Annotated in this window: 21 protein-coding genes and 1 pseudogene; 11 read left to right on the top strand and 11 right to left on the bottom strand. The window is 71.0% G+C overall.

Going from position 1 to position 25,789, the window contains the following annotated elements; all coding sequences use genetic code 11:
• The first annotated feature begins 218 nt into the window (after positions 1-218).
• Positions 219-635, top strand: a complete 417-nt coding sequence (locus ACIA8L_RS45935) for a hypothetical protein (protein ID WP_395914968.1) — start codon at positions 219-221, stop codon at positions 633-635.
• A 49-nt stretch (positions 636-684) separates the two neighbouring features.
• Here ACIA8L_RS45935 and ACIA8L_RS45930 read toward each other — a convergent pair whose 3' ends face one another.
• Entirely contained in the window at positions 685-1,041 is a 357-nt protein-coding gene (locus ACIA8L_RS45930) for a hypothetical protein (protein WP_395914966.1), read from the bottom strand.
• Positions 1,042-1,186: 145 nt separating this feature from the next.
• Between ACIA8L_RS45930 and ACIA8L_RS45925 the strand changes: the two genes are divergently transcribed.
• Both ACIA8L_RS45925 and ACIA8L_RS45920 read left to right on the top strand, forming a co-directional pair.
• On the top strand, positions 1,187-2,005 hold the full coding sequence (locus ACIA8L_RS45925; RefSeq protein WP_395914964.1) for an alpha/beta fold hydrolase: 819 nt from the start codon (positions 1,187-1,189) through the stop codon (positions 2,003-2,005).
• Positions 2,006-2,077: 72 nt separating this feature from the next.
• Entirely contained in the window at positions 2,078-2,704 is a 627-nt protein-coding gene (locus ACIA8L_RS45920) for a hypothetical protein (RefSeq protein ID WP_395914963.1), read from the top strand.
• Here ACIA8L_RS45920 and ACIA8L_RS45915 read toward each other — a convergent pair.
• From ACIA8L_RS45915 to ACIA8L_RS45905, 3 genes are read right to left on the bottom strand one after another with little or no spacing between them, the layout of a single operon-like run.
• The gene (locus ACIA8L_RS45915) at positions 2,676-2,984 is read right to left on the bottom strand and encodes a Rieske (2Fe-2S) protein (protein WP_395914961.1); all 309 of its coding nucleotides are present in this window, start codon (positions 2,982-2,984) and stop codon (positions 2,676-2,678) included. The two genes, ACIA8L_RS45920 and ACIA8L_RS45915, sit on opposite strands and share 29 nt — an antisense overlap.
• Positions 2,981-5,425, bottom strand: a complete 2,445-nt coding sequence (gene nirB / locus ACIA8L_RS45910; RefSeq protein WP_395914959.1) for a nitrite reductase large subunit NirB — start codon at positions 5,423-5,425, stop codon at positions 2,981-2,983. Before nirB ends, ACIA8L_RS45915 begins: the two co-directional genes overlap by 4 nt.
• Entirely contained in the window at positions 5,422-5,772 is a 351-nt protein-coding gene (locus ACIA8L_RS45905) for a molybdopterin oxidoreductase (protein ID WP_395914958.1), read from the bottom strand. Before ACIA8L_RS45905 ends, nirB begins: the two co-directional genes overlap by 4 nt.
• A gap of 137 nt (positions 5,773-5,909) precedes the next feature.
• Here ACIA8L_RS45905 and ACIA8L_RS45900 point away from each other — a divergent pair.
• Positions 5,910-7,010: pseudogene (locus tag ACIA8L_RS45900) on the top strand (serine/threonine-protein kinase); the annotation flags it as partial.
• A gap of 106 nt (positions 7,011-7,116) precedes the next feature.
• Here ACIA8L_RS45900 and ACIA8L_RS45895 read toward each other — a convergent pair.
• Positions 7,117-7,233 carry a hypothetical protein gene (locus tag ACIA8L_RS45895; RefSeq protein ID WP_395914971.1) on the bottom strand — a complete coding sequence of 39 codons (117 nt, stop codon included), beginning with the start codon at positions 7,231-7,233 and terminating at the stop codon, positions 7,117-7,119.
• Positions 7,234-8,098: 865 nt separating this feature from the next.
• Here ACIA8L_RS45895 and ACIA8L_RS45890 point away from each other — a divergent pair.
• On the top strand, positions 8,099-8,392 hold the full coding sequence (locus tag ACIA8L_RS45890) for a hypothetical protein (RefSeq protein ID WP_395914956.1): 294 nt from the start codon (positions 8,099-8,101) through the stop codon (positions 8,390-8,392).
• A gap of 11 nt (positions 8,393-8,403) precedes the next feature.
• Here the strand turns inward: ACIA8L_RS45890 and ACIA8L_RS45885 are convergent, their stop codons facing one another.
• The 3 genes from ACIA8L_RS45885 to ACIA8L_RS45875 form a co-directional block, all read right to left on the bottom strand.
• Positions 8,404-10,350: a hypothetical protein gene (locus ACIA8L_RS45885; RefSeq protein ID WP_395914954.1), complete on the bottom strand. Its 1,947-nt coding sequence runs from the start codon at positions 10,348-10,350 to the stop codon at positions 8,404-8,406.
• Positions 10,351-10,438: 88 nt separating this feature from the next.
• Positions 10,439-11,185 carry an LLM class flavin-dependent oxidoreductase gene (locus tag ACIA8L_RS45880; RefSeq protein ID WP_395914952.1) on the bottom strand — a complete coding sequence of 249 codons (747 nt, stop codon included), beginning with the start codon at positions 11,183-11,185 and terminating at the stop codon, positions 10,439-10,441.
• The gene (locus tag ACIA8L_RS45875; protein ID WP_395914950.1) at positions 11,182-11,943 is read right to left on the bottom strand and encodes an SDR family NAD(P)-dependent oxidoreductase; all 762 of its coding nucleotides are present in this window, start codon (positions 11,941-11,943) and stop codon (positions 11,182-11,184) included. Before ACIA8L_RS45875 ends, ACIA8L_RS45880 begins: the two co-directional genes overlap by 4 nt.
• Before the next feature lie 174 nt (positions 11,944-12,117).
• On the opposite strand from ACIA8L_RS45875, the gene ACIA8L_RS45870 reads away from it, so the two are divergent.
• The 6 genes from ACIA8L_RS45870 to fxsT all read left to right on the top strand — a co-directional run bounded on the left by ACIA8L_RS45870 (position 12,118) and on the right by fxsT (position 22,061).
• Positions 12,118-13,590, top strand: coding sequence for a phenylacetate--CoA ligase family protein (locus tag ACIA8L_RS45870; RefSeq protein ID WP_395914948.1), 1,473 nt, complete (start codon positions 12,118-12,120; stop codon positions 13,588-13,590).
• 113 nt (positions 13,591-13,703) lie between these two features.
• Positions 13,704-13,871, top strand: a complete 168-nt coding sequence (locus ACIA8L_RS45865) for a hypothetical protein (protein WP_395914946.1) — start codon at positions 13,704-13,706, stop codon at positions 13,869-13,871.
• 53 nt (positions 13,872-13,924) lie between these two features.
• A complete protein-coding gene (locus tag ACIA8L_RS45860) occupies positions 13,925-16,126 on the top strand; it encodes an FxsB family cyclophane-forming radical SAM/SPASM peptide maturase (RefSeq protein ID WP_395914944.1) in 2,202 nt (733 codons plus the stop codon).
• A gap of 132 nt (positions 16,127-16,258) precedes the next feature.
• On the top strand, positions 16,259-16,972 hold the full coding sequence (locus ACIA8L_RS45855) for a TIR domain-containing protein (RefSeq protein WP_395914942.1): 714 nt from the start codon (positions 16,259-16,261) through the stop codon (positions 16,970-16,972).
• Positions 16,972-18,138 (top strand): TIR-like protein FxsC, encoded by a 1,167-nt coding sequence (locus tag ACIA8L_RS45850; protein WP_395914940.1) that lies wholly within the window; start codon positions 16,972-16,974, stop codon positions 18,136-18,138. Before ACIA8L_RS45855 ends, ACIA8L_RS45850 begins: the two co-directional genes overlap by 1 nt.
• Positions 18,135-22,061, top strand: coding sequence for an FxSxx-COOH system tetratricopeptide repeat protein (gene fxsT / locus ACIA8L_RS45845; protein ID WP_395914938.1), 3,927 nt, complete (start codon positions 18,135-18,137; stop codon positions 22,059-22,061). Before ACIA8L_RS45850 ends, fxsT begins: the two co-directional genes overlap by 4 nt.
• A gap of 46 nt (positions 22,062-22,107) precedes the next feature.
• On the opposite strand, the gene ACIA8L_RS45840 is transcribed toward fxsT, so the two are convergent.
• The 3 genes from ACIA8L_RS45840 to ACIA8L_RS45830 all read right to left on the bottom strand — a co-directional run bounded on the left by ACIA8L_RS45840 (position 22,108) and on the right by ACIA8L_RS45830 (position 25,714).
• Positions 22,108-23,037: an alpha/beta fold hydrolase gene (locus tag ACIA8L_RS45840; RefSeq protein ID WP_395914937.1), complete on the bottom strand. Its 930-nt coding sequence runs from the start codon at positions 23,035-23,037 to the stop codon at positions 22,108-22,110.
• A gap of 221 nt (positions 23,038-23,258) precedes the next feature.
• A complete protein-coding gene (locus tag ACIA8L_RS45835) occupies positions 23,259-24,362 on the bottom strand; it encodes a hypothetical protein (RefSeq protein WP_395914935.1) in 1,104 nt (367 codons plus the stop codon).
• A gap of 56 nt (positions 24,363-24,418) precedes the next feature.
• Complete coding sequence (locus ACIA8L_RS45830; protein ID WP_395914933.1) at positions 24,419-25,714, bottom strand: serine hydrolase domain-containing protein; 1,296 nt, start codon at positions 25,712-25,714, stop codon at positions 24,419-24,421.
• Between the last annotated feature and the right edge of the window lie 75 nt (positions 25,715-25,789).

Below are 25,789 nucleotides of genomic sequence, written 5' to 3'. Positions count from 1 at the left end.
GCACCGCATCGGCAGCAGCTACCGACTCTGTTTCAACTTCCTCGACCACACCGGCCTACGACTATGACCATCACCCAAAAACCGAAAGATCTTTAATGCCAACCTGGGATCGACTTGCAATATCGGCGGCGCCCGCGGCAACCCGGGGGTGCCGGGCCAGAAACTGGGGAAGTCGTTCCCGATGCCCCCACCCGCCCGAGACCGCGACCCTGAACGGTATGCCGACCTCCCTCAGCCAAGCCGCCCGCAGCACGGCCCCCCTGGCCGCCCGCCACGCAGCCCGCCAAGCCGCCCGCCCCACGGCCTGCCGAGCCGCCCACCGCACGGCCCGCCTGGCCGCCACGACCACCGCCGCAGTGGCGGCGGCCGCGGCTGCCGCTGTCGCCTTCATCGGAGCCACCCCAGCCGCGGCGTCACCGCCCCAGCCGGAGGGCTCGAGCACCCCGACCCGCACAGTAGTGGTACCGATGCCAGTGCCGTTCCATGACCAGGACGCCGAAACCCTGCACATATTCGTAGCCGCCGCGGCCGGCGCCCTGCTCGCAAGCCTTTTCCGGCTCCGCCCCAGACCGGCCCCCGACCCCGACCTGAATGCACCGGACCGCGTCATCGAGCTGAGCACAACGCGAGGTTGAGCCGGGTTCAGGTGGCGCGGCTAGGGCGGAGCCACTGGTCCAGGTTGCGCTACGGGGCTCGGACGATCAGGTCGCCGCCGGCGTGCAGGCGGCCGGAAACACGCACCGTGAGATGCACATCGGCGTTCGGGTCGGGCATCGTCCGGACCTCGTAGTCGCCCTGGCGGGCGTCCAGGTCGTCGGCGATGACCTTGACTCCGGGCGGTACCACCAAAGTCAGCTCGCTGCCCAGACCGAGATCCACGTCCAGGTCCACGGTGGTGGAGGTGGGGACGGCCGCCGTGAAGTCCAGGCGCGCATTGGCGGCGGCCAGGCGGACCTCCACGCGGGGCGGGACCAGCCAGGCGCCCTCGCGGACCACGGTGCCGAACTGCCGGTCGATGCGCATCTGCTCGTTGTTTTCCATGCCCAGAACGCTATGAGCAGGCAGGACTTGGCGGTATCCGGCTACGGCCACGGTCGCGGTGTGGCTAGGCCCACTGCCGGGTTGACACGTGCTGGCTAATGCCATTAGCTTAAAGCTAACGCAATTAGCCAATACGGAGGTTGACATGACCGAGTTCCTGAACGTCGACGGTGGGACCCTCGCCTACGAGGTCAGCGGGGACGGGCCGCTCATCGTGCTCGCTCCCGGGATGGGCAACAGCCGGGAGGCGTACCGGTTCATCACGCCCGAACTGGTCGCGGCCGGATACCGGGTGGCCGCGGTTGACCTGCGCGGATGCGGTGAGTCCAGCGTCGGGTGGGCCTCCTACTCGCGGACCGACATCGCCGGCGACCTCATCGCCCTGGTCGAGCACCTCGGTGGTCCGGCGGTACTGGTCGGGCACTCCATCGCCGGCGGGGCGGCCACGATCGCCGCCGCCACAGCGCCGCAGCTGTTCAGCGCGATTGTCGAGCTGGCGCCGTTCACTCGTGCACAGGCGATCAAACTTGGTGACTTCCGCGTCGCCAGGTACCGCAAGGGGGCGTTCCGACTGCTCGGATCCGGACTGTTCGGCAGCGTCCGGCTGTGGAAGCAGTACCTCGACATCGCCTACCCTGGCCGCAAGCCCGCGGATTGGCACGCCAGCATCAGCGGGATCGACGCCATGATGCGCGAGCCGGGGCGCATGCGGGCCATGCAGAAGATGGGCCGGTCCGCGCCCAAGGACGCCGCCGCGCAGCTGGGCAACGTCCGCTGCCCGGTCCTGATCATCGAGGGCTCGCTCGACCCGGACTGGGTGTCACCGCAGGCCGAGGGCGAGGCCATCGTCGCCGCACTGCCGGCCGGGCTCGGGCGGCTGGAGATGATCGCCGGCGCCGGGCACTACCCGCACGTGCAGTATCCGGCGGAGGTCCTCGACGCGATGCTGACCTTCATCAAGTGACCGAAAACGGGGCAACGCGAGCGGGCCGATCGGCAGTACCATGGCCCGTCCCCGGAGTCCAAGAGGTGTCAGATGACCCAGCCGCAGTACCCCGCGCAACCGCCGTACCAGGCACAACAGTCATACCCAGCGCAGCCGTACCAGGCACAGCAGCCACAACAAACACAGCCGCAACCCCAGTACCAAGCGCAACCGCCGTACGGAGCGCAGCAGGGGTACCAGACGCAGCCCGCGTACCAGGCGCAGCAGCCCTACCAACCGCAGCCGTACCAGGCACAACAGCCCCAAGGCGCGCCGCCCGTGCAGTGCCGGTTCTGCGGCAGCGTGCCCGCGGCCAACGTCAAGTTCCGCGGGCATCAGGGCATGATCCTGCTCATGCGGTTCCTGTCGCTCGACGGACCGTTCTGTCGCGACTGCGGCCTGTCGACGTTTCGCTCAATGACCGCGCGCACACTCGTGCAAGGTTGGTGGGGCTACGCGTCCTTCATCATCACGCCGATCACCGTGCTCATCAACGTCGTCAAGCGCGACAAAGTGGCGAACCTGCCCGCACCGCAGCCGTCACCCTACGGCGCGAGCAAGCAACCGATGGACCCGGGCAAGCCGCTGCTGTCTCGGCCGATGGCGATCATCGGTCTGTGCATCCCGCTCGCATTGTTCCTGCTCATCGTCACACTGATCGTGACGTCCGGGAGCTGACGACGACGTGCCCCTCCTCGTCCACTGTGGAGGGGTACACCGTCAGGTCCGGCTGGCCCGTCGTCGAGCAGCCCGTGCTCAGGTCGAACGCGTGCTGGTGCAGCGGGCAGACTACCTGTCGCAGGTCGGTCAACCCGTCGGCCAACGGTCCGCCGGCATGAGGGCAAATTCCAGAGACGGCTTTGACGGTACCGTCGCGAAGATGAAAAACGGCCACGAGTTCGCCGTCGACGTCGTAGGCACGGCCCTCCCCCACCGGAATGTCGGCCAGCCGGATCACCGGTTCACCACCACGAGCGGCAGCGCGCGGCGGAACTGGCCCGGGGTGGCGCTCTCGCGACGTTCGAGCCACGGATCGCGGTACGCGGCGACGGAAGCCGCGATCGCCTCGTCCAGCCGCGCGGCCCAGCCCATCGCATCGTCGACCACTACTGCACGAATGTGTTCGATACCGAGCCGCGGCACCCACGAATATGTTCGCTCCAGCCAGTTCGCGCTCTCCCGGTAGTACTGGATGAACCGTCCGGTCAGGGTGAGCACTTCGTCCCCGGTGGACACGGTGGTGAGCAGGTCGCCCTTGCGCACATGCGCACCGGCCGCCCCGCCGACATAGATCTCCCAGCGACCACCCTCGATGGCCACCACGCCGAGGTCCTTCACGTAGGCCTCGGCGCAGTTGCGGGGGCAGCCGGTGACGGCGAGCTTCAACTTCCCGGGGCCTTCGATGCCCTGGTACCGCTCCTCGATCGCGATCCCGAGCGCCGTGGAGTCGCCGAGCCCGAAGCGGCAGAACTCGGCCCCGACACAGGTCTTCACGGTGCGGAAACTCTTCCCGTACGCCCACCCCGACGGCATCTCGAGGTCCTCCCACATCGCCGGAAGGTCCTCCTTGCGCACCCCGAGCAGATCGATGCGCTGCCCGCCGGTGAGTTTCACCATCGGCACCTCGTACTTCTCGGCGACCTCGGCGATCCGCCGCAGCTGCGCCGGGGTCGTGACGCCGCCCTTCATCTGCGGCACCACGGAGAACGTGCCGTCGCGCTGGATGTTCGCGTGCACGCGGTCGTTGATGAAACGCGCATCCCGCTCATCGATGTACTCCGCGCCCCACATCATGCGCAGCAGCGACGCCAGCCCCATCTTGCTACGCGCGTCCTCGGCCCCGTCCGGTGCGAGCGCCGCGAACACCGCCGACACCGACCGCAGACCCTGTTCCCGGATCGCCACCATCAAGGACGCCTTGTCCATGGGTACTCCGGGCACGTACCACGAAGCCGCCGGGTCCTCGGACACCGCGCCACCCGCGGCCCACTCGACGATCTGCGCGATGAGCGATTTGCACGACCCGCACCCCTTACCGGCCCGGGTCGTCTCCATCGCCGCGTGCACGGTGCGCGCCCGCGCATCGACCAGTTGTCGTTTTGTCACCCCGTTGCAGTTGCACACTTGCGCGTCGTCGGCGAGCTCGGCGATCGCCTGCGCATCGTCCGGCGCGCCCAGGTCGAACAGCAGCTCGGCGCGCTCCGGCGGCAGCGGCCGCCCCTCGTGGTACGCCTGGGTCAGGAACGCCACCCGGCGCACGTCACCGACGAGGGTCGCGCCGACGAGCCGCCCGTCGCGGATGACGACGCTCTTGTAGACCCCGCGGCGCGGCTCGGCGAACACGACTGTCTCGTCGTCGTCCCGCTCCCCCTCGCGCAGCCCCATCGACGCCACGTCGACGCCGGCCACCTTGAGCTTGGTCGCGGTCCTGGTCCCGTGGTACTCGGCGCCCGGGTCGGCCCCGGTGATCTGGTCGGCGAGCACGCGGGCCTGCTCCCACAGCGGCGCGACCAGCCCATACGTCTCCCCGCGGTGCTGCACACACTCGCCGACGGCGTAGATGTCGGGCTCGTCGAGGGCCCGCATCCGGTCGTCGACGACGATCCCGCGCTCCACGATGAGCCCGCTGGCCGCGGCCAGCTCGGCGTCGGGCCGGATCCCGGCGGCCACGACGACCACGTCGCACGGCAGGTCCCGCCCGTCGCGCAGCCGCACCCCCGTGACGGCCGTCCGCCCGAGGATCTCGGTGGTCCGGGCCCCGGTGATGGTGTGAATCCCGAGCGCTTCGATACTGCGCTGCAGAATCGCACCGCCCTGCGCGTCCAACTGTGCGTGCATCAGGTGCGAACCGGAGTGCACGAGCGTCACGTGCGGCAGGTGCGCCTGCAACCCGCGCGCGGCTTCGAGGCCGAGCAGGCCGCCGCCGATGACGACCGCGCGCTGGTGTTCGCGCGCGTAGCGGATCATCGCCCGGGTGTCGTCGAGCGTGCGGAAGGTGAAGACGCCCTGGTGGTACCCCCGGTTCGGGTGCCGGATGCCGGGGATGTCGGGCACGTGCGCCTGGCTGCCGGTGGCGACGATCAGCTTGTCGTACCGGCGCTCGGTTCCGTCCTCCGCGTACACGACCTTGCCGAACCGGTCGATCCGCGTGACCCGCGCGCCCGCTTTGAGCTCGATGTCGTGGTCGCGGTACCACTGCAGATCGTTGAGGAAGATCCCGGCTTCGTCGTCGGCGCCGCTGAGCACATTGGACAGCAGGATGCGGTTGTAGTTGCCGTACGGTTCCGCACCGAACATCGTGATGTCGAATCGCTCACCCCCGCCGCGCCGCAGGATCTCCTCGACGGTCCGCGCCCCCGCCATACCGTTGCCGATGACCACGAGCCGCTGCTTCGTCATGCGACTTCCACCAGCCCCAGGTCGACCACGACCGTCGCGCCGACCCCGGCGGGCGCCGCCGCGTGCAGCGCGATCTCGGTTCCGGGATCGAGGTCCTCGACGACCCGCAACGCGACGTGCGTGCTGCTCTTGGCCCCGATCGGGAAGTACCGCATCGGCTGCCCGTCCCGCACGAGCACCAGATACACCAGTTCCGGTGCGGCGTTGCCGGCCCGCAGGTACACCGTCTGCGCCGTCACCCCGTCCGGCACCACGTAGCTGAGCGCCGCGTCGAGCAGCGCCGGCGCGTCGAGCCCCTTGCCCTCGAAGCTGTAGACACCTTGCAGGAAGCGCGGAGTGCTGCGCACGGCGGAGGTCCCTTCGTCGGCGGTACTGCCCCCATGCTCGCGACCCGGTGTTGCCGCCACATCGCCCGTTTGTTACCGCCCGTTACCCGCTCCGCTCACAACCGTGCGGCGCGCAGTGTGGGACCGTGCACGGCTGGATGTGTACGTTCCCGGCCAGGCCGTCGGCTGCGACCCCATCCCAGCGCACTGCTGACCGCCGGACCTCGCACCGCGCACGACGGGATCACCTACATCGTCGAGCCGCACGACCTCGGCCCGGTCATGCCGCCGAGCGGCCAGGCCGTCGGCTGCGACCCCCTCGCGGCCCGGACGATCGACGGAGAGTGAAGCGGCGACCCGGACGGTCAGCGGTGGCGGCCGCCGCACCGGACGGGGGACGTCGTTCAGGCGGGCGGAACCGGCCGTTTCGCCGGGCGGTTCCGCTCACGCTGCGTGGTGGACTGTTGGCGTACACCGGAGCCGGTTCGGGTGGGAGCAGTGGGTTGAGCGGCACGCTGGTTGGGCGGTATCGGCTCGAGGAGCCGATCGGGGCCGGTGGGATGGGTACCGTCTGGCGGGCCGTCGATCTCACGCTCGAACGGGCGGTGGCGGTGAAAGAGGTGCGGTTCCCGGCTTCGGTGTCCGATGAGGAGCGGGCCGAGCTCACCGACCGGGCCATGCGCGAGGCGCGCAGTGCGGCCAGGCTCGATCACCCGCACATCGTGGCCGTGCACGACGTGGTCGTCCACGACGGGCGGCCGTGGATCGTGATGCGGCTCGTCGAGGGCCGGTCGCTCGACCAGGTGGTGCGGGCCGACGGGCCGCTCGCACCGGCCGCGGCGGCCCGGGTCGGGCTCGCCCTCGCCGACGCGCTCGAGGCGGCGCACGCGGCGGGAATCGTGCACCGGGATGTGAAACCGTCGAACGTGCTCGTGCAAACTGATGGCACGGTTCTGCTCGCGGATTTTTCGATCGCGGCGGCGTTCGGGACCGGGACGTTGACGCGGACCGGGATTCTGCTGGGATCGCCCGGGTACATCGCGCCGGAGCGGCTGCGGACCGGGAAGGCCGGGCCGGAGGCGGACTACTTCTCGCTCGGCGCGACCCTGTACTTCGCCGTCGAGGGCCGCAACCCGTTCGCCATCGCCGAGGACGCCCTCGCCGGGCTGTTCGCCGCGGCCACCGAGGAGCATCCGCGGCCGGAGCGCGCCGGGCCGCTCACCGCGGTCATCGACGGCCTCCTAAGTAAGGATCCCGCGCATCGTCTGCGCGGGCCGGCGGCCAGAGCGTCCCTGCTCGCCGCGAGCACCGACGTGCAAACCACTCCCAAGACACTGGCCGAACTGTTCACACCCGGCCGCGTGCTCATGCATGGACAGAACGCGCACGCACAGAACGCGCACGCACAGAACGCGCACGCACAAAACGCGCACGCACAAAACGCGCACGCACAAAACGCGCATGGACGAAATGCGCACGCACAAAACGCGCACGGACAAAACGCGCAGGGTGGCAACCTGCAGGCCCCGGTGCACGAACGCACACCCGAGCAGCCGCCGGACCAGTCCTCGGACAACGCCGCCACGGCCCACGAGCTCACGCCCGACCAGGCACCCGACAACGGGCCGACGGCGCACCACGACCTGAAACCCGACCAGCCGCCGAACGACACCCTCACCGACGCCGACCTGGACCCAGGTCCCGACGGTGGCCTCGACGGTGGCCTCGAGGGTGGCCTCGACGCCGGCTCAGCGGTCGCGCCACCGCAAAGCAGCGCATCCCAGAACAGCGCACCCTTGAACAGCGCACACCAGAACAGCGCACCTCCGAACAGCGCACCCCAGAACAGCGCACCTTCGAACAGCGCACCCCAGAACAGCGCACCTTCGAATAGCGCACTCTCGGACAGCGCACCTTCGAACAGCGCACACCAGGACAGCGCGCCTGAAAGCCGGTCGCTCGAAAGCCGGTCGCCGTGGCTGCGCAAGCCCGCCGTCCTGGCAGGATCGGGCGTGCTCAGCCTGCTCGTCGTTGTCGGCATCCTGGCCCGCCCCGGTGCCGAGCCGCCGAAGGTCGCCCAGGAGCCCGTCATGCCGGCCGTCGCGGCGCCGGCCAGCGCCGCCGCGACGAGCGAGCCACCGGTGCCGAGCAGTGCCACCCCGGCCGCCGCCGCCGGTTTGGGAGCGGGCCCGCCCGAACCACCGCGGCCGCCGACCCGGCCGCCGAGCCCGAGGTGGCCAGGACGACGGCCGGGCCCGCTCCCAAACCGGCGGCGACGACCGCGGCCGCGCCGAAGCCACCGCCGCCCGCACCGGCCGCAGCCGCCGCGACCGGTGCGTCGCTGTCGTTGAGCTCGACCAGCTTCAACGGCTACTGCGGACCCTCGTCGACGCCCGTCACCGTGTACGTCACCATCACGACGAGCACACCGACAGCGGCGGTCCGGTTCGAGATGCACTCCACGGACGGGTTCAACGGAAGCGCGTACACCGGGACCGCTCAAAACGGCGGCTACTCGACCAGCCTCGGGCTCAGCGTCGGCATCGGCGCCAAGCCCGCCACGACGGACTTCTGGTTCACGGTGACGTCGCCGAGCGCGCGCACCTCCAACTACGTCCGGTTCAGTAACAACTGCTACTGAGGCAACGACCGCTACTGAAGTTTGGCGAAGCGCTGGACGGCCGCGAGGATGGCGTTCCAGAGGTACGCGGGCACCCGGCCGTCGCCGTAGCGCTGCTCGATCCGGGCGGCCTTGGCGAGCCGCTCCTTGGCATCGCGCGTCGCGAGCAGCCCGCTGTAGTCGCTGCGCAGGCCCCACGGGATGATGCCGGCCTTGAACAGGATGTTGCTGCCCTGGTCGTACAGGCACCCGGACAGCAGCTCGGCCTGCGCGCCGGCGGCCATGACGACCAGCTCCGCACGGGCCACGATCTGCATGATCTCGGTGTCACTGCGGGTGTTGAGCAGGTCGTCGCCCAGGCGCCGGGCCTGGACCGCGAAGGTGGCCTTCGGCGGCGCCAGGCGGGTCTCCACCTGCGCGTCGGCCTTGAGCATGAGCGGAATCCAGCCCAGCACCTCGTTGAGGGCGTCGCCCTTGAGGATCTGGCCCTTGCGGACGAAGACGACGATGCGGCCCAGCGTGCTCCACCGGCCGAGGATCTCGCGGACCTCGGCGAGGGTGATGGCCTCGTTGTAGGGGCGCCCGCCGGTCCGCAGGTACGTGTTGATGGCCTTCGTCTTGAACCGCTTGTAATTGATCACGTCGTCGCGCTTGATCCCGTCCAGGCAGTAGTAGACGGTCTGGCCCTCGCGCTCGGCCCACCACAGACCGGCCTTGCACGCGAACGCCCCCGTGTACTTGCCCCACGTGTGGCCGCGCGCCTCCGCGGTCAGGAACTTCGCGGTGGGGTCGGTGGTCGCCAGGTGCTGCAGGTACGCCGTGCACTGGACCCTGAACTCCTGGAGGAACTCGGCACTGCCGTACCCCGCGATCCAGGGCGAGTTCCGGTCGATCGCCTCCTGCGTCTCGGCGATCGCCTGGTCGACGATCTGCTTGATCTTCGTCTGCGGGTCGGCCAGCAGCTGTGTGAACGCGGCCGCGCCCAGCGCCTGATAGACGGCGTTCCACAGCTCGAGCATCCGGATCGGCCGCTTGCCGCCGGGGGTCGCGTGGGCGGCCTGGACGTAGGGCAACCGGAGGTGCTCGAAGCCCCAGATCGACCCCGGCCGGTCGGCGAACCCGACCACCAGTTCGGACTTGCGGACCTCGGCGTAGCTGGTCAGGATCGACGTGTTGCCGCGCGTGGCCAGCGCTTGCAGTACCACCGCCGCCTTTTGCAACCGGCCCTGCTCGGTGACGGTCAGGGTCTGGTGCAGTGACGGGTCGCCGACCGGGCCGACGTACTTCGCGAGCACGTGCTCGAGCGGCTGGACGAACCCGCTGTAGACCCCTTCGCGCGGCTGGTTCAGGTCGGCCTCCAGCCCGATCTCCTTGGCGAGGCCGGTGTCGGCGCCGGCCTTGATGAGTGCGCACAGCGGCGCGGCGTCGGCGACACCGACCCACAGCATGTTGCACGCTATGGCCGCGAGCCCGTTGCCGGGATCGTTGAGCATAGGCAGGCCGGCCGGCGAGCTCAGGCTGTCGAGCAGCCATGCCAGCACTCGGGCGCCGAGCCGATCGGGCCTCCTCCAGCGCCGGGCCAGCACCAACGCCGCGACGCCGGGCTGGTTGCCGAGCGCGGCGAGCGGCGCGGCCGGCCAATCACCGGCGACCGGCACCGTGCTCGTTTGTGCGTCCTGCGTCAGATCGATGCACGCGATGAGCAGATCCGCGCAGACGCGCGGGTGCTCAGCGGCCACGGCGGCGAACTGCGGCACCGCGAAGGCGGCGTCCAGCCACTGCTTGCGGGCCGCACCGAGGGCCGCGTCGGTGAGCCCGGCGGGGCGCTTCCGGAACAGGTCGTCGAAGGCCGCCTCGAGGTCGGCCTCGACGCCGGCCTGCAGCTGGGCCAGGCAGGCCGTGATGTGCTCGGGTGACGTCAGCTCAGCCGCTCGCGACGGCGGCACCGCCGGCTGGACCGCGGTGATTGTCGGGTGCATACCCTCCCCCTCTTGTCGAGTGCTGCGGGAGGACGGACACACACCCGGCACGAATACCGAATGTCGCCTTTCGGATACTCGCCGTGGTTCAGGCTCGCGGCGGGCCGGCGGCGACCCGGGTCCTGGCCGCATCCAGGTCGCCGCGCCAATAGCCCAGGGCCTCGATCCACCAGGTCGCGCCGGCGTCGGCGTACGGCGTCAAGCGGGGCGCGTCGGCCGGGCCGTCGGTGAAGCCCTCGAGGGCGACATCCTTGCCCGGCACGAACGAAGCGGCGCCGGAAAACGCTTCCACTGGTACCGGTGCGACGCGCTGATCCTCGAAGATCGGCATGGCACCGTCGAACCTCGCGGCGCGGCGCAGGCCGACCGTGCGCGGCCATTTCGCGGCGCACCAGATCGGGATCGGCGGCGCGGACCACTCCCGCCACAGCTCCTGCAGGCGGTCGAGGCGCTCGTCCATGGCCCGGCCGCGGACGCGCAGGTCCGGGTCGAGGCCGAAGTCGCTGTATTCGCGGTCGATCGAGCCGAGCGTCGCCACCAGCGTCAGGCGGCGCCCGGAGAGCGCGTCGATGCCGGCGGTGTCCTGCGCGACGTCCTGCACCTGGCGGCGCGGCACGGCGACGGTGAGGATGATCCGCAGGCGGGTGGTGGCCGCGGCGATCGCGGCGGCGGCGACGGTCGGGCTGGCGACGGGCCAGTCCTCGTCGTGGTACAGCAGGTGGTCCCACAGGTGCACGCCGTCCCAGCCGTGCTCCTCGGCGGCGACGGCGAGCTCCAGCAGTGCACGAACATTGCCGAAAGGGCCAACCGTCGGCAGCCCGATTGCGTACTTCACAGCGAAACACCCGTCAGCTGTGCGCATGCCTGCAACAGTCCGTCCTGAAACTGCACATCGCTCGCGGCGGGGTTGGCCGGCAGCTCCTGGCGCCGCTTGAAGTACTTCCCGGTCACGAGCGCGTCGCCGTCCCCCGTGGCCAGCCAGACCTGCGTCTCCGCCCCCTCCGGGAGGTCGTCGGTCGCGTTCGGTCCGCCGAGCTTCGTGCGGATCCAGCCCGGGTCGACGGCGTTGCTCAGCACCTCGGGCCAGAGCCGGGCCACGGCGAAAGCGAGCGCCACATCGTGCAACTTGCTGTCGCTATAAGCCTGCATTCCGTGCCAAAGCCTGCTCTGGTACTGCAAATCGCCGAGATTCGCCACCCCGACGGATTCGAGCCCCGACGTCAGATAGATCAGGCGCTGCGGCCGCGGCATGAGCGCGGTCAAGATGTACGGCGCGAGCACATTGACCTGAAACGTGCGCTCGATCCCGTCGCCGGTCTCGACCCGCTCGGGCTGCCCGCCGATCCCGGCGTTGTGGATGACCACGTCGAACGCGCCCGCCGAGCGCCCCATCGCCCGGGTCTGCTCCAGGTCGCCGAAGTCCGCGACGAGCACTTCGGGCTTGCCCGCGAGCCCCTCCGGCGAACCCTCGAGCGCATTCGCGCGCTCCTGGCTGCGCGCGTGAAACACCACGTCATGCCCGAGCTCTTGCAGATCACGAGCCGTTTTGAGGCCGATGCCGTCGGTGGAGCCGGTTACCAGAATGCGCGCCATAGTTGCCAGATCTTACCGGCGACACGGAAGCGTCCGAACATGCATCCGCGCGCGGCCCGCACGTCAGTTCCCGCAGATCACGGTCCGTTTTGAGGCCGACGCCGCCGGTGGAGCCGCTACCAGAACCCGCGCAGCAGTTGCCAGATCTTACCGGCGACACGGTAGCGTCCGAACATGCATGAGCGCGCGGCGCGCACGTTGGAGCGGCTGGCCGAGTTCTACACGGCTCCGGCCGGACCGCTGCCCGGGGATCCGGCGGCCCGGGCCCTCGAGCTGTTCCACGAGGTCGCGGCCACCGTGCCCGCGTATCGGGCGTTCCTGGCCGAGCACGGTGTCGACCCGGCCGGCGTGCGCACGACCGCGCAGTTCGCGCAGTTGCCGCTGGTCACGAAGGAGTCGTACCTGCGGAAGTTTCCACTGCCGCAGCGGTGCCGGGGCGGGCGGCTCGACGGGAACGACACCGTGGCCGTCTCGTCCGGGTCCTCGGGACAGCCGACGATCTGGCCGCGGTCGGTCGTCGACGAGCTCGCGGTCGCGCGGCGGTTCGAGGATGCGCTCGTGCACATGTGTGCGGAGCCGGGCTCGCAGGCGGTACACCCGACGCTCGTTGTTGTGTGTTTCGCACTCGGCAGCTGGGTCGGCGGCATGTACACCGCGGACGCGTGCCGGCACCTGGCCGCCAAGGGCTATCCGGTCACGGTCGCCACGCCCGGCAACAGCGTCGACGAGATCCTGCGGGTGGTCGGTGAGCTGGGGCCGCGGTACGAGCGGACCGTGCTGGCCGGATACCCGCCGTTCGTGAAGAACGCCGTCGACGAGGGGGTGCGCCGCGGGGTCGACTGGCCTTCGCTCGGGGTGCGGCTGCTGCTGGCCGGTGAGGTGTTCAGCGAGGCGTGGCGGGACCTGATGGGGCGGCGGACCGGTGTGTCCGATGTGGACCGGGCCTCGGTCTCGCTGTACGGGACGGCGGACGCGGGCGTGCTCGGCAACGAGACACCGATGAGCGTGCGCGTGCGCCGATTTGTCGCCGGGCGGCCCGAGCTGGCCCGGGAGCTGTTCGGCGATGCGCGAATGCCCACGCTCGTGCAGTACGACCCGATGACCCGCTTCTTCGAAACGCACGAAGGAACACTGCTGTTCACCGGCGACGGCGGCGTGCCCCTGATCCGCTACCACATCGCCGACGAGGGCGGCCTGCTCACCCACGCCGATGTCGTCGCGTTCTGCCGCGCGAACGGGTTCGATCCCACGCCCCGAGACGGCGACAAGCGTCCGTTCGTGTTCGTGTTCGGGCGTTCACTGTTCACGGTGTCGTACTTCGGCGCGAACATCTTCCCGGAGAACGTCTCTGTCGCCCTCGAACATCCGGACATCGCCGACGACATCACCGGCAAGTTCGTCATGCAGGTGCGCACCGAGGCCGACGAGGAGCGCCGCTTCGCCGTCGTCGTGGAGCGCGCCCCGGACCGGCCCGCCCCCGACACCGCGGCGCTCGCGGCCGCGATCCGGGCCGCGCTGCTGCGGCTGAACAGCGAGTTCGCGAACTACGTGCCGGAGCGGTACCAGACACCGATCGTCGAACTACGCGAGCCCGCCGACCCCGACTGGTTCCCGGCCGGGGTCAAACACCGCTACAGCCGCGCCTAGCAGCGACCACAGCCAGGCTTTCCACTTTCGGTACCGGTGACATCACGGCACGTATCTCTTATGCTAATCGAGGGGGGTCACCGTCTGGCCACTCATGAGTTCTTGGGGGATTTGTGCAAAGCACCGTCCATGAACAGGGTCAGGCGCAGGCGCTGGACCCGTTCGACCAGCCGCTCGGCGACATCCCGGCCGAACTCGCGGAAAACCTGCTCCGTTGCAACGATCGCCGGCCCGACGACGAGGCGCCGCTGCCCGTCGCGGCCTTCGGCGCATCGCTGTAGCACCGGCCGCCGCCGTGCCGCCGCCCAAGGGCGACGGCGCCATCAGTCAATTCGTGCTGAAGGTCGCCAGTCGCTGCGACCTGGCCTGCAAATACTGTTACGTCTACGAGTCACCGGACCACAGTTGGATGCGGCGGCCGCTCTTCATCGCCGAGGACACCGTCAAGTTGGCAGCGGCTCGCATCGCCGAGCACGCCGACGCGCACGGCCTGGCGCAGGTCCGAGTGATCTTGCACGGCGGCGAGCCGCTGTTGGCTGGCCAGAAGCGGCTGGAGGCGATCATCCAGGCGCTGCGGTCGGCACTCGGCGGCCGGGCCGAGCTCAGCCTCCAGTCGAACGGTGTGCTGCTGGACGAGGAGCTGTGCAAGCTCTTCGCGGCCCACCGCGTCCGCCTCAGCGTCTCGCTCGACGGCGACGCCGCCGCCAACGACCGGTACCGGCTCTACGCCAACGGACGCAGCAGCCACGCCGCCGTCCGCGACGCCCTCACGCTGCTGCGCCGGCCCGAGTTCAAGGAGATCTACACCGGGCTGCTGTGCACCGTCGACCTGGCCAACGACCCCGTCGCCGTCTTCGACGCCCTCGCCCGGGAGCGGCCGCCCCGCATCGACTTCCTGCTGCCCCACGCCAACTGGGACCGCCCGCCGCAGCGACCCGCCGGGGTGCCGGCACCCTACGCCGACTGGCTCCTCGCGGTGCACCGCCACCGGCTGCGGACGGGCAGCCCGGTCCGCGTCCGGCTGCTGGACGCAGCGCAGGCCACGACCGCCGGCGGGGCGAGCGACACGGAAGCACTCGGCCTCTCCCCCGCCGCGCTGGTGGTGATCGAGGCCGACGGCAGCTACGAGCAGGTCGACGCGCTGAAGTCCGCCTACGACGGGGCCCCTCAGACCGGCCTCGACATCGTCACCAACACCGTGGACGACGTCGCCGCGCACCCGATGATCGCGCTCCGCCAAGCTGGTGTCGCCGGCCTCAGCGCCACGTGCCAGGCCTGCGAGGTGGTGCAGGCGTGCGGCGGCGGACACTTCGCGCACCGCTACCGGGCCGGCAGCGGCTTCGACAACCCGTCCGTGTACTGCGCCGACCTCAAAGCACTTGTCACAGACCTGCGACCGCGCCCGCCCGGCCTGCCCGCGACCGTGCTCGACGACTTGGCCACCGGCTACGGCACCGCCGCGACGGCCGCGCGGCTGGCGGGCGCCAATCTGTCCATCGTGCGGGCCCGCCTGACGCTGCTCGCCCCCCATGCGGCGGCCCACCCGGTGGCGGGCCCGGCCTGGGACCTGCTGCTTCGGCTGGACCTGGACCACCGGACTGCGGTGCGGACCGTGCTGGACCACCCGTTCCTGCGGGAGTGGATGGCGAGCCTGCCCGACGAGCCGAGGCCGGCCCCGATACGCGGCGCGGGCCTCGGCCAGCTGGCCGGGATCGCCGCGGCCGCCGCGGTGCGGGCCGGAGTCACCGCCGACCTCGTCGTCCCGGTGCACGACGGCCGCGCCCACCTGCCCGGCCTCGGCGCGTTCGCGGCCGCGGACGGCACCGACCGACTCCCCGTGTCCATTGTGGATGGTCGACTCGGCCGGCCGCCGGGCGACCCGGCCTGGCGGGCCTCGCGCCGCGTCGCGGCCGGTGGGCTCGACCTCCTGCTCGAGGACGGCGACCCGCACCGCGACTGCTTCGGCGGCGTCAACGCCCCGGCGCCGCCGCTCGACGACGACCAGGCCGAGCAGTGGGTCGCGCGTCTTGACGGCGCGCTGCGCTGGCTGCAAGACGAGGCCCCCGAATACCTGCCCGGCATCCGGGGCACACTGCGGGCCGTCGTGCCGCTGCCCGCTGAGCCGGGCGCCGGCCTGCGCAGCGCCGCCGCTCGCCGCGCGTTCGGTGCCGTCGCCCTCAGCCCGGCCGACGACCCGGCCACGCTGGCCGAGCTGCTCGTGCACGAGGTGCAGCACCTCAAGCTGTACATCGCGCTCGACATCTGCTCGCTGATCGACCGGGATGACCGGCGTCTGGTGCCCGTGCCCTGGCTGCGGGATCCCCGTCCGGTCGAGGCCGCGCTGCAGGGCGCCTACGCGTTCGCGGCCGTCGGCGATCTGCGGCGGCGCCGCGCCGAGCCCGGCGCGGCGCACCAGGCCCGGCAGTACCAGGCCAACGCGGCCGGGGTGCTGGACCTCCTGCTCGACGGGCCTGGGCTGACCGCGGACGGAGCCCGCTTCACCCGGCGGCTCCGCGCGTCGCTCGACGGATGGTAACCGGTGACCGTTCGTCGATCGTGCCCTCGGACGGACGAACCACGGACAGTGGCCGGTGTCGTGATACGTTCCGGCCACCGCCCACGACTACGGTGGTCCTTGCAGCACGCCCTTGTCGACGTGGAGCGGCCAGTGACGCATGACAGTTCGGCGGTGGAGCAGCCCGATGCTGCTCCGGGCCGGCGGCCGTGGCGGCCGGAGCCGGTCCCCGGTGAGCCCGTCTTCTTCCTCAGCTACTCCCGGGCGCAGCCCCTGCACGGCGCCCAGAACGACCTCGACAAGCCGGTCTATGACTTCTTCATGCGACTGTCGGGCCTGGTCAACGAGTCGATGGCGTTGGAGGACCGGCCAGCCGGCTTCATCGACCGCGGGCTCGGCGGCGGCGAGCGATGGAGCGACGAACTCGGCTTCGCCATCGGCCACTGCCAGGTCCTCGTCGTGCTGCTCACACCCGGCTACCTCACCAGCGACTGGTGCGCCCGCGAGTTCGACGCCTTCACCCGCCGCCGGCCGGTGCCCAACCCGGGGATCCCCGGGGCGGACCGGCGCACCTCGGTGCTGCAGGTGCTGTGGAACCCTTATGCGCTACGCGGCGGGTCCCGGCTGCCGAAGGCGCTGCGCTCGGTGCAGCGGTTCACCCCGGGTCCACGCTCCGGCCCCGCCGAGCAGCTGTATCTCACCGAGGGCATCCACGGGCTGTACTGGCTCGACAACTCGACCAGCGGCAGCCTCGAGGCCGTGATCTGGCTGCTGGCCCGGTCCATCGTCGACGCCTACAACGAGCGCTGGGTGGAGCCGCAGACGTTCGCCGTCAGCGACCTCCGCACCGATTTCGGGGAGGTGTGATGGGAGCGCCGGTCAGCAGCGATCTGTATTTCTACCTCAGCTATGCCCGCAGCTCACCGCTGTTCGACGAGGAGTCGGCGCCGGACCCGGAGTTCTGGATCCGCCGATTCTTCGACGACCTGGCCGAGGCGGTGCGCCGCCACCCGGACCGCGACCCGGCGCTGGGCGCGGGGTTCTTCGACGGTCTCCTCCCGGCCGGCACCGGCGTGCGGCAGGCCACGGCCGCGGCGCTCGGCACCGCGCAGGTCCTGGTCCCGCTCTACTCCCCGCGATACTTCAACAGCTCCTGGGCACTGAACGAGCGGACCTCGTTCGAGCAGCGGCTCCAGCGGGCCGGGCTGGACGCGGCCGCCGCCGCGCAACACATCGTGCCGGTCCTGTGGACGCCGCTACCGCCGTGGGAGCGGCGCCCGGAGACCAGCGCCGCGATCGCCGTGGCCGCCGAGCCGCCACCGGAAGGCGCCGAGGCCGCCGTCTACCGCGAGTTCGGGCTGCAGATGATGTGCCGACTGACCGCATACCAGGCCCAGTACGGCGGCATCGTGCAGACCCTCGCCACCCGGATCGTGACGGCCCCGGCGGCCCGCAGGCTGTCACCGGAGGCGTCCGCGGAGCCGACCGCGCCGCCGTCGGTGCCGCAGCGCCGCAGCGGCTTCCGGCTCACGGTGTCGGTGCTGGCACCGGCCCCGACGGACTGGCATCCGTACTCCGGCCTCGGCTACGCGCTCCCCCTCGCCGACTACGTCGCCGAGACCGCGGAGCGGCTGGGCATGCCCACCCGCGTGGTGGCGCCCGGCACGATCGGCACGGACCTGCCCGGACCGCTGGTCGTGCTCGTCGACGGCACGGCAGACGCCGCGGCCGCACGAGACGCCTTCGCCGAGCTGCCGGCCTACGCCGTGCCGATCGTGGTGCCGGGCGATGGCGGCCGGGCCCCCGACGGCGCCGTCGCCCAGCAGTTGCGCGGGCGCGGGCCGACGCTCGTGGCCAGTGTCGGGCAACTCGGGCGCGAGGTGCCGAAGGCGGTCCTGCGGGCCCGCAACCTGTATTCCCAGCACGTCGTCCGGAACCGGCCGCAGCCCGGCCAGCGGATGAGTCTGCGGCCCGGTGTCGCCACCGAGCCGCCCCCGAGCGTGGTACGGCCCGAAACGGAAGAGGCAGGATGACGAAGCGCGACGGTCAAGTCATCACGTTCTACTCATACAAGGGTGGCACCGGCCGGACAATGGCGCTGGCCAATGTCGCCTGGATTCTCGCTGCCAACGGCTACAAGGTTCTGGTCGCCGACTGGGACCTGGAGGCGCCCGGCCTGCCACGCTTCTTCCGGCCGTTCCTCGACGAGAACATGGTCCGCACGACAGGCGGAGCGGCCGACCTCATCGGTGAATACGCCTGGGCCGCGCTCGACGAGGCGACCCGGCTCGACCAGGGCCACGAGGCGCGCCCGGACGACTGGTACCGCGAGTACGCACAGGTCGGGCTCTACGCGTTCTCGCTGCAGTGGAGCTCGTTCCCCGCGGAAGGGTCAATCGACCTCATGCTCGCCGGCCGGCACAACCTCGACTATGCGACGACGGTCGCCGCGCTGCCGTGGGACCAGTTCTTCGCCGTCGGCGGCGGGCAGTTCCTCGACGCGCTGCGCGAGGACATGAAGGCCAACTACGACTACGTGCTCATCGACAGCCGCACCGGGCTGAGCGATGTCGCCGATATCTGCACGCTGCATCTGCCGGATGTGCTCGTCGACTGCTTCACCCTCAGCGACCAGGGCATCGAGGGTGCCGCGACGATCGCCCGGCGAGTCGCGGACTATGAGCAGCCGGAACAGCCCGATCAGGCCACCCGCCGCACCCGCCGGGTACTGCCGGTGCCGATGCGGGTAGACGACGGCGAGATGGAGAAGGCAGACGCGGGCCGGGCGCTGGCCCGCCGCACGTTCCCGGGGCTGCCTGCGGGCATGACCGAGGCCGAGCGGCGCACCTACTGGCTGACCGTCGAGGTGCCGTACCGGAAATTCTTCGCCTTCGAGGAGACGCTCGCGACCTTCGGCGAGGAGCAGGGCGCCACCTATACGCTGCTGTCCGCCTACGAGACTCTGACCTCGTACATCACCGGTGGCCGGGTGACGTCGCTGCCACCGATGCCCGACACGCTGCGCCGCCGCACGCTGGCGCGGTTCGACCGCAAGGCGGCGACCGCCGAGCGGGAGACGGTCATCCGTTACGCGGCCGAGGATCAGGCGTGGGCCGAGTGGGTGCAGGCGGTGCTCGGCTCGGCCGGCATTCCCGTCGTCGACCCGGCCGACGAGGGCGGCACCAGCACCGCGGAGCGGCAGGTGCTGCTGGTGTCGCAGACCTCCGAGCCGCCGGCCGTCGAAGACGGCCCGGCGGTCATGGTGGTCTACCTGGACTCCCGCCGGCTGCCCAACGTGGCCCCGGAGAACTGGACCTCGGTGCACGGGCTGTCGGCCGAGGATGCCGCGCGCCGGGTGCTGAGCCTCTTCGGCCTCCAGGGCGACGCCGCGGCCGCCGGGCGCCTGGCCCGCCTCCCGTCGGAGGCACCGCAGGCGTTCAACGCCCCCAACCGCAACCCGCGCTTCACCGGCCGGGCGCCGCTGCTACGCCGACTGCGCGACGAGCTGAAGGCGGCAGCGGCACGCGGCGTTCCGGTCGCCCTGCACGGCCCGAGCGGCATCGGGAAGACCCAGGTGGCTGTCGAGTACGTGCACCGCTTCCGCGGCGCCTACGACGTCGTGTGGTGGGTGAGCGCGCACCCGCCGCAGTTCGTCGACGTCCGGTTCAGCGGTCTTGGCGAGGTGCTCGGCCTGCCGGCCCAGCCCAACATCCCGGACCGGGTCAGGTCGGTACTGCAGCGCCTCGCCCGAGTCGACGAGCGGCCGCTGCGCTGGCTGCTGGTGTTCGACAGTGTCGAGCAATACCAGCACATCCGGGGCTACCTGCCGCGCGGCGACGGGCAGGTGCTCATCACCACGATCCGGGGCGGCGACTTCGGCGACGTCGCCTCGCTTGTACCGGTCGAGCGCTTCGACTTGGCGGAGAGCGTCGACCACCTCGTCAGCCGCGTCGGCCTGGCCCGCATCGCGCCGGCCGATGCCGAGCAAGTGGCGCGGGCCGTGCAGAACATGCCGATCCACGTGGCGCTCGCCGGTGCGTGGATCGCCGACAGTACCGCACCCCCGGCCGAATACCTCGCCGAGCTCACCAACGCCGTCGGCGCCGGCGACGACGTCTACAGCGTGTCCCTGGAGCGCCTGAGGGAGGAGTCCCCGGGCGCGTTCCGGCTGCTCCAGGTCGCCTCGGTGCTCGCGCCGGACATCTCGCTGGACCTGCTGTACGGCGCCCCTGTCGCCCGGATCATCGCCCGGCACGACCCGAAGCTCGCCGCGCAGCTGGCCGACCTGGTCAGCGAGCGCAACATCGCGATCAGCCTGGTGCAGCGACTCAACCGGCTCGCCCTGATCAAGTTCGACCAGCAGGCCAACCTGGTGCAGGTGCACACCCTCGTCCAGGTCGCGCTGCGCGCCCGGATGACCCCCGAGCTGGAGCGCGGCGTCCGCGCCGAGGCCCACGAGCTGCTCGTGGCCTCGCGGCCGCCGGGCGACGTCGAGGACCTGCTGCACCGGCTGCAGGTGCTGTGGCCCCACGTCGACCAGTCGGCCGCCTTCGAGTCCGAGGACAGCGACGTCCGGCAGCTCGTCGTCGACCGAATTCGCTACATCTACCTGCTCGGCGGATTCCAGCAGGGCCTGGACCTCGCGCTGGCGGCTGACGAGACCTGGTCGGCGCAGCTGCTCGCCCTGGCCGAGGACGACCCGCGTCACCGCCAGCTGCTACTGCAGCTCCTGCACCTGCGGTACCACCGCTCCAACCTGCTGCGCAGCCTGGGCCGCTTCGACGACTCGCTGCAGCTGACCGAGGAGACCCTGGCCCAGCAGGAGGCCCTGATCGGGGCCGGCCACCCGCACACCCGGCTCACCGCCGGTGCACTCGGCGGCGACCTGCGCGCGGTCGGCCGATACCAGGAGGCGCTCGCCCGCGACCAGATCACCTATGAGATCTCGGTCCGGGAGGTCGGCGCCGACGACCGGATGTCGCTCGGCATGGCCAACAACCTCGGCACCTCGTACCGGCTCACTGGTGACTCGCGCCGGGCGCTCGCTGTGGACGAGGCGACCCATGCGAGCTGGCTGGCGGTGTCCGGCCCGGACCACGCCCGCACCCTGCGCTCCTCCAACAACCTGGCCCGCGACCTGCGGGAGCTGGGTGAATACGGCGAATCCGTGACTCGGCTGCGCGCGGTCGTCGCCGGCTACTTCTTCCTGTTCGGCAACGACTCGCGTGAGGCACTGCTGGCCCAGGCCAACCTGGCGGCGTCGCTGCGCGGGGCCGGCGAGATCGGCGAGGCGGCCGATCTTCTGGATGAGGCTGTGGCCGGTGTGAAGGACCGATTCGGTGCCGAGCACCCGGACACGGGCCTCATCCGGCTCGCGCGGGCGGTGACGCTGCAGATGCGCGGCCTTCCCGCCGAGGCACTCGCCGAGGAGCTGGCTGTCGAGGCCATCTTCCTCGCCTCGTTCCACGAGAACCACCCCTATGTGCCGGTGGTCCGGGCCGACCAGGCGGTCGCCATGTGGGACAACGCCGTGGCGCTGCGCCGGGACGGGAACGTCGCCGCCGCCGACGAGCTGCGCGAGGCGGCCGACAAGCTTTCGGCGCAGTCGGCCGCGCGGCTCGAGGAAGTGCTGGGCGCCGAGCACCCGCTGACGATCGCGGCGTCGAACAACCTGGCGGTTTTCGGCATCCAGCTCGGCCGGCCGGGAGCGCGGGAGGTCCTGGAAGAGGTTGTACGCCGCCTCGCGGACACCCTCGGCGAGTCGCACCCCGACACGCTGCGCAGCCGGGGCAATCTGGCTCTGGCGAAGGAGTCACCGGGCGGTGGGACGATCGGGGCCGAACGGGCCCGGCTGATCGATCAGCTCGGCAGCCGAGTCGGGCAGCACCACCCGAGCGTGACAGCGTTGAAGGACGGCCGCTACATCCGCCGGATCCTCGACCCGCACCCCTACTGACCGGGGCTCCGGCGGCGATCGGCGGTCGCCGCCGGGCCGGTGCCGCTCAGCGGCGCGTGGTGAGCAGCGTGGAGTCGGCGGCGAGCGGGCCGCCGGCCAGCCAGGGCAGCACGGCCGGAAGCGCCTCGATCGCGTCGAAATGCGCCGCGTCCGCGGACACGTGGATGCGCGCGCCGCGGATCTGGCCGGCCAGCAGGTGGGCGTGGCTCACCGGGGTGAAGGTGTCGTTGGCCCCGTGCCAGATGAGCACATCGGTCCGCGCCGTATCAATCTTGGCCGGCTCGAAGTTCCACGGGGTGCGCAAGGCAAGAGCGTCGTCGACCCAACCGTCGGAGCCGTTGCGCAGGGCCTCGCGGTGCGACTCCACGATCTTCAGGCGGAGCCCCACCTGGTTGATCGTCTGCCGGTCGCGCGGCGGCATCTGCCGCCGGAGGTGGTTGATGAGGTAGTGCGGATCGGCGATGGTCTGCCGGGCCCGTTCGCGGATCTCCGCCTCGACGGCCGCGCTGTCCGGAGCCTCCCGGCCGAAGCCTCGCCGGTTGTCGTCGTTCATGCCCTCGTACCAGTCCAGCTGCGGATCGTCGGCCGGCGCGAAGCTGACCAGGACGGCGACTCGCCGCACCCGATCGGGCATCAGGGCAGCGCAGGCCAGGGCGTGCGGCCCGCCACCGGAGCGGCCGATGATCGCGAACTCGTCGATGTGGAGGCGCTCGGCGACGGCGGCGACGTCCTGCGCGGCGTCGGCCACCCCGCGGCCCTTCCAGCGATCCGACCAGCCGTAACCGGGGCGGTCGTAGCTGATGAGCTTGATGCCGCGGCGGTAGAGCGAAATGCCGCGGGGCTTCGGCCCGATGCGACAGCCAGGGGTGCCATGCATGAGGAAGACCGGGTAGCCGTCGGGGTGACCTGTCACCTCATAGGCGACCCGCGCTCCGTCGTGGCGCTCCGCGAACGCGGGCGCAGGGCCACCGTCCATGGACACTCGAGCCGCCTTCCGTGGTGCTACTTCCCGACTGCCACCCTCATTTTCTTCAGCAGAAATGAAGGCGCTCGATGTGTCCCCGCGAGCGGATTCGGCAATTCAGCTTAAACTGTGGACCGTCGCGAGGGAACGCCATCCCCTCAGAAGCGACCATTTTGGACGGTATTGCCGGGTGAACACCCAATCCGCGGTCACCCTTCCGTCACTCGCAGATGTCACGGCTCCGGCCGGTCGGGCGTCGCCGGGCCCGCCGGGCTCTTCGCCAGGCCGGGCACGAGATCGGGCGTCGTGCGGATGCGGTCGAAGACCAGGTCGAACGTGAAGCCCGCCGCGAACCCGAGCGGGACCAGGAAGAACAGCAACCGGCGCACGTCCAGATCGTCAAGCAGCCCAGGCACCGCCAGCAGCTGCGAGGCGATGTAAAGCGGCACCGACACCGCCGCCGCGCCCAGGCCACGCAGGGCCGAGCGGGTCCACCGCTGGTCGGTGCCGAACGAGTCACGGATGACCGCACCGGCAACCGCGGCCAGCATCGGCCCGGCGAGCAGCAGAGCGATGTCCAGCCGCCCGGCGGGCCCGGCCGGACCGGCCAAAGCCACCGTCGTGAACGCCGCCACCAGTGCCGCAGCCGCGACGGCCCGCCCGAACCCGGCCATTGCGGCCAGCCCGCGGGCGGCCCGCTCGCGGCGATCCCGCTGCTGCCGCGCGTGCTCGATCGCCCTGCGCAGGCAGGCGACCAGCCGGATGGCGGAATGCTCGTCCCACGGCGCTCCGAGCAGTGCGACGTCGTCGTCGGTGATGCCGTTGCGGTCCCGGTCGAGGTTCACCCACACCTGCCCCGCTCCGCCCCCGAACGCCGCCACCGGCAACACCGGCACATCCTGGGCGATGGCGACGATGCCGGCGACCCGGGTGGAGCGCGCGCCGCCGACCAGCACCACCGCGTCCGCGGCCAGCAGCGAACGATAGAACGCGACCTCCCACTCGGCGCTGGTGTCCCGCGCCACCTCCACGACCACCGACGACCCGGCCGGCAGGTCGACGGTGAAGTCCTGGTCGCGAGCGGGCCGGGCGACGATCCGGCCCGGTGCGCCCGCACCGGCCGCACCGACGTAGCCGGTGACGAACAACCGCTCCGCGTAGCCGGGCTTGCTGGAGAAGACCAGGAGGTCGCATCCGTCACGCAGCAGCGCACCGCCGAGTTCCTGGCAGGCGGCCGCGGCCGCGGCCAGCTCCCCGCGCAACGGCGGTGCATACGTCTTGGCGGGGTCGAGACTTCCGACGACGGCGATCAGCGGCCTGCGCTCAGGTGACGGCATCATCCATCCTCGCGTGACGGTCGAAGCACCAGCATCCAAGCCGCGGCCGACGATCGTCAATCGGTCACGCGGGTGGCGGTCACCGGTGGATAGACGGTCGGGCCGAAGGAGACGTTGTCGCTCGGGTTGAGGGTGAGCTCGTCGCCGTCGAGGTGGCCGCGGTACGTGCGGATGAACGGTCCGTCCACATAGGCCACCTTCAGGGTGAAGTCGTTGCCCGTCCAGGCGGCGGTGGCGGCGGTGAGGCCGTTGCGGACCCAGGTGTCGTGGGAGTATGGGTGCTCGTGGGTGCCGGTGGCGTCCTCGATGACGATGCGGCCCGGGCTGAACGTGACCGCGCGGATCGTCGGGACCTGCTCGTGGCTGGGCCGCCAGTCGTGGGGGTTGAGCCGGCGCGGCGCCGCCACCTCGAAGCGTCCCTCCACGGTGGACGGTCCACCGGGGACGGTCCGCAGTGCGAGCTCCGGCGCGGGCGCGGGCTCGAGGTCGTCGAGGATGTGCTCCCACACCAGGTTGAGCACGGTCTGCATGTCGTTGGTGCCGGCGGTCATGGCCAGGACCGCCCGCTGCTCGGGCAGCACGACGCAGAACTGCCCGAACGCCCCGTCGCCGCGGTAGGCGCCGTTGCGGCAGCGCCAGAACTGGAAGCCGTAGCCCTGCTGCCAGTCGATGACCTCGGGCCGGTCGTCGTTGTGGTTGTCGACCTGCTTGCGGGTGGCCTCCGCGGCCCAGCCGGGCGGGAGGATGCCGTCGGGGTCGTGCAGGTACACCTGGCCGAATCTGGCGATTTCGCGCACGGTCGCGGACATGCCCCAGCCGGCGACGTCCCGGCCCAGGGGGCACTGCTCCCAGACGACGGGTCCGAAGCCGAGCGGGTCGAACAGGCGTGGGCGCAGGTAGTCCACGAGCCGCTGTCCGGTGAGCCGCTGCACGATCGCGCCGGCGGCGTAGGTGGCGCCGGTGTTGTACAGGAAGTGCGTGCCCGGCTCCCGCTCGATCGGGATCGCCAGGAACGCGTCGAGCCAGTCGGTCTTCGCCGTGGCGAGGTTGGTCGGGTCCTCGACGTGGCCGGTCGTCATCGTCAGCAGGTGCCGGATGAGCAGGCGCGGGTCGCCGCGGCCGTCGCAGTGCTTGGCCACCGGGTCGTCCAGGTCGAGCAGCCCTTCGGCGATCGCGAACCCGACCGCGGTGCTCGTGAAGCTCTTGCTGAGCGAAAACAGCCGGTGCGGCTGGTCCAGCCCGTAGGGGTGCCAGGCGGCCTCGGCGACGACCTCGCCGTTTTTCAGGAACACCAGGCTGTGCAGCGCGTCGACCTGTTCCTGCACCGCATCGATGAAAGACCCCACGCTCATTCGCGCAGCCTATCGCGAATGTATTCGCTCAATCGGTGCACAAATCCGAAATTTCGGACACATTAGCTTTGTCGG

The organism is Dactylosporangium sp. NPDC051541 (assembly GCF_044454505.1).
Taxonomy (GTDB): domain Bacteria; phylum Actinomycetota; class Actinomycetes; order Mycobacteriales; family Micromonosporaceae; genus Dactylosporangium.
This window is presented reverse-complemented; position numbering and strand designations above follow the sequence as displayed.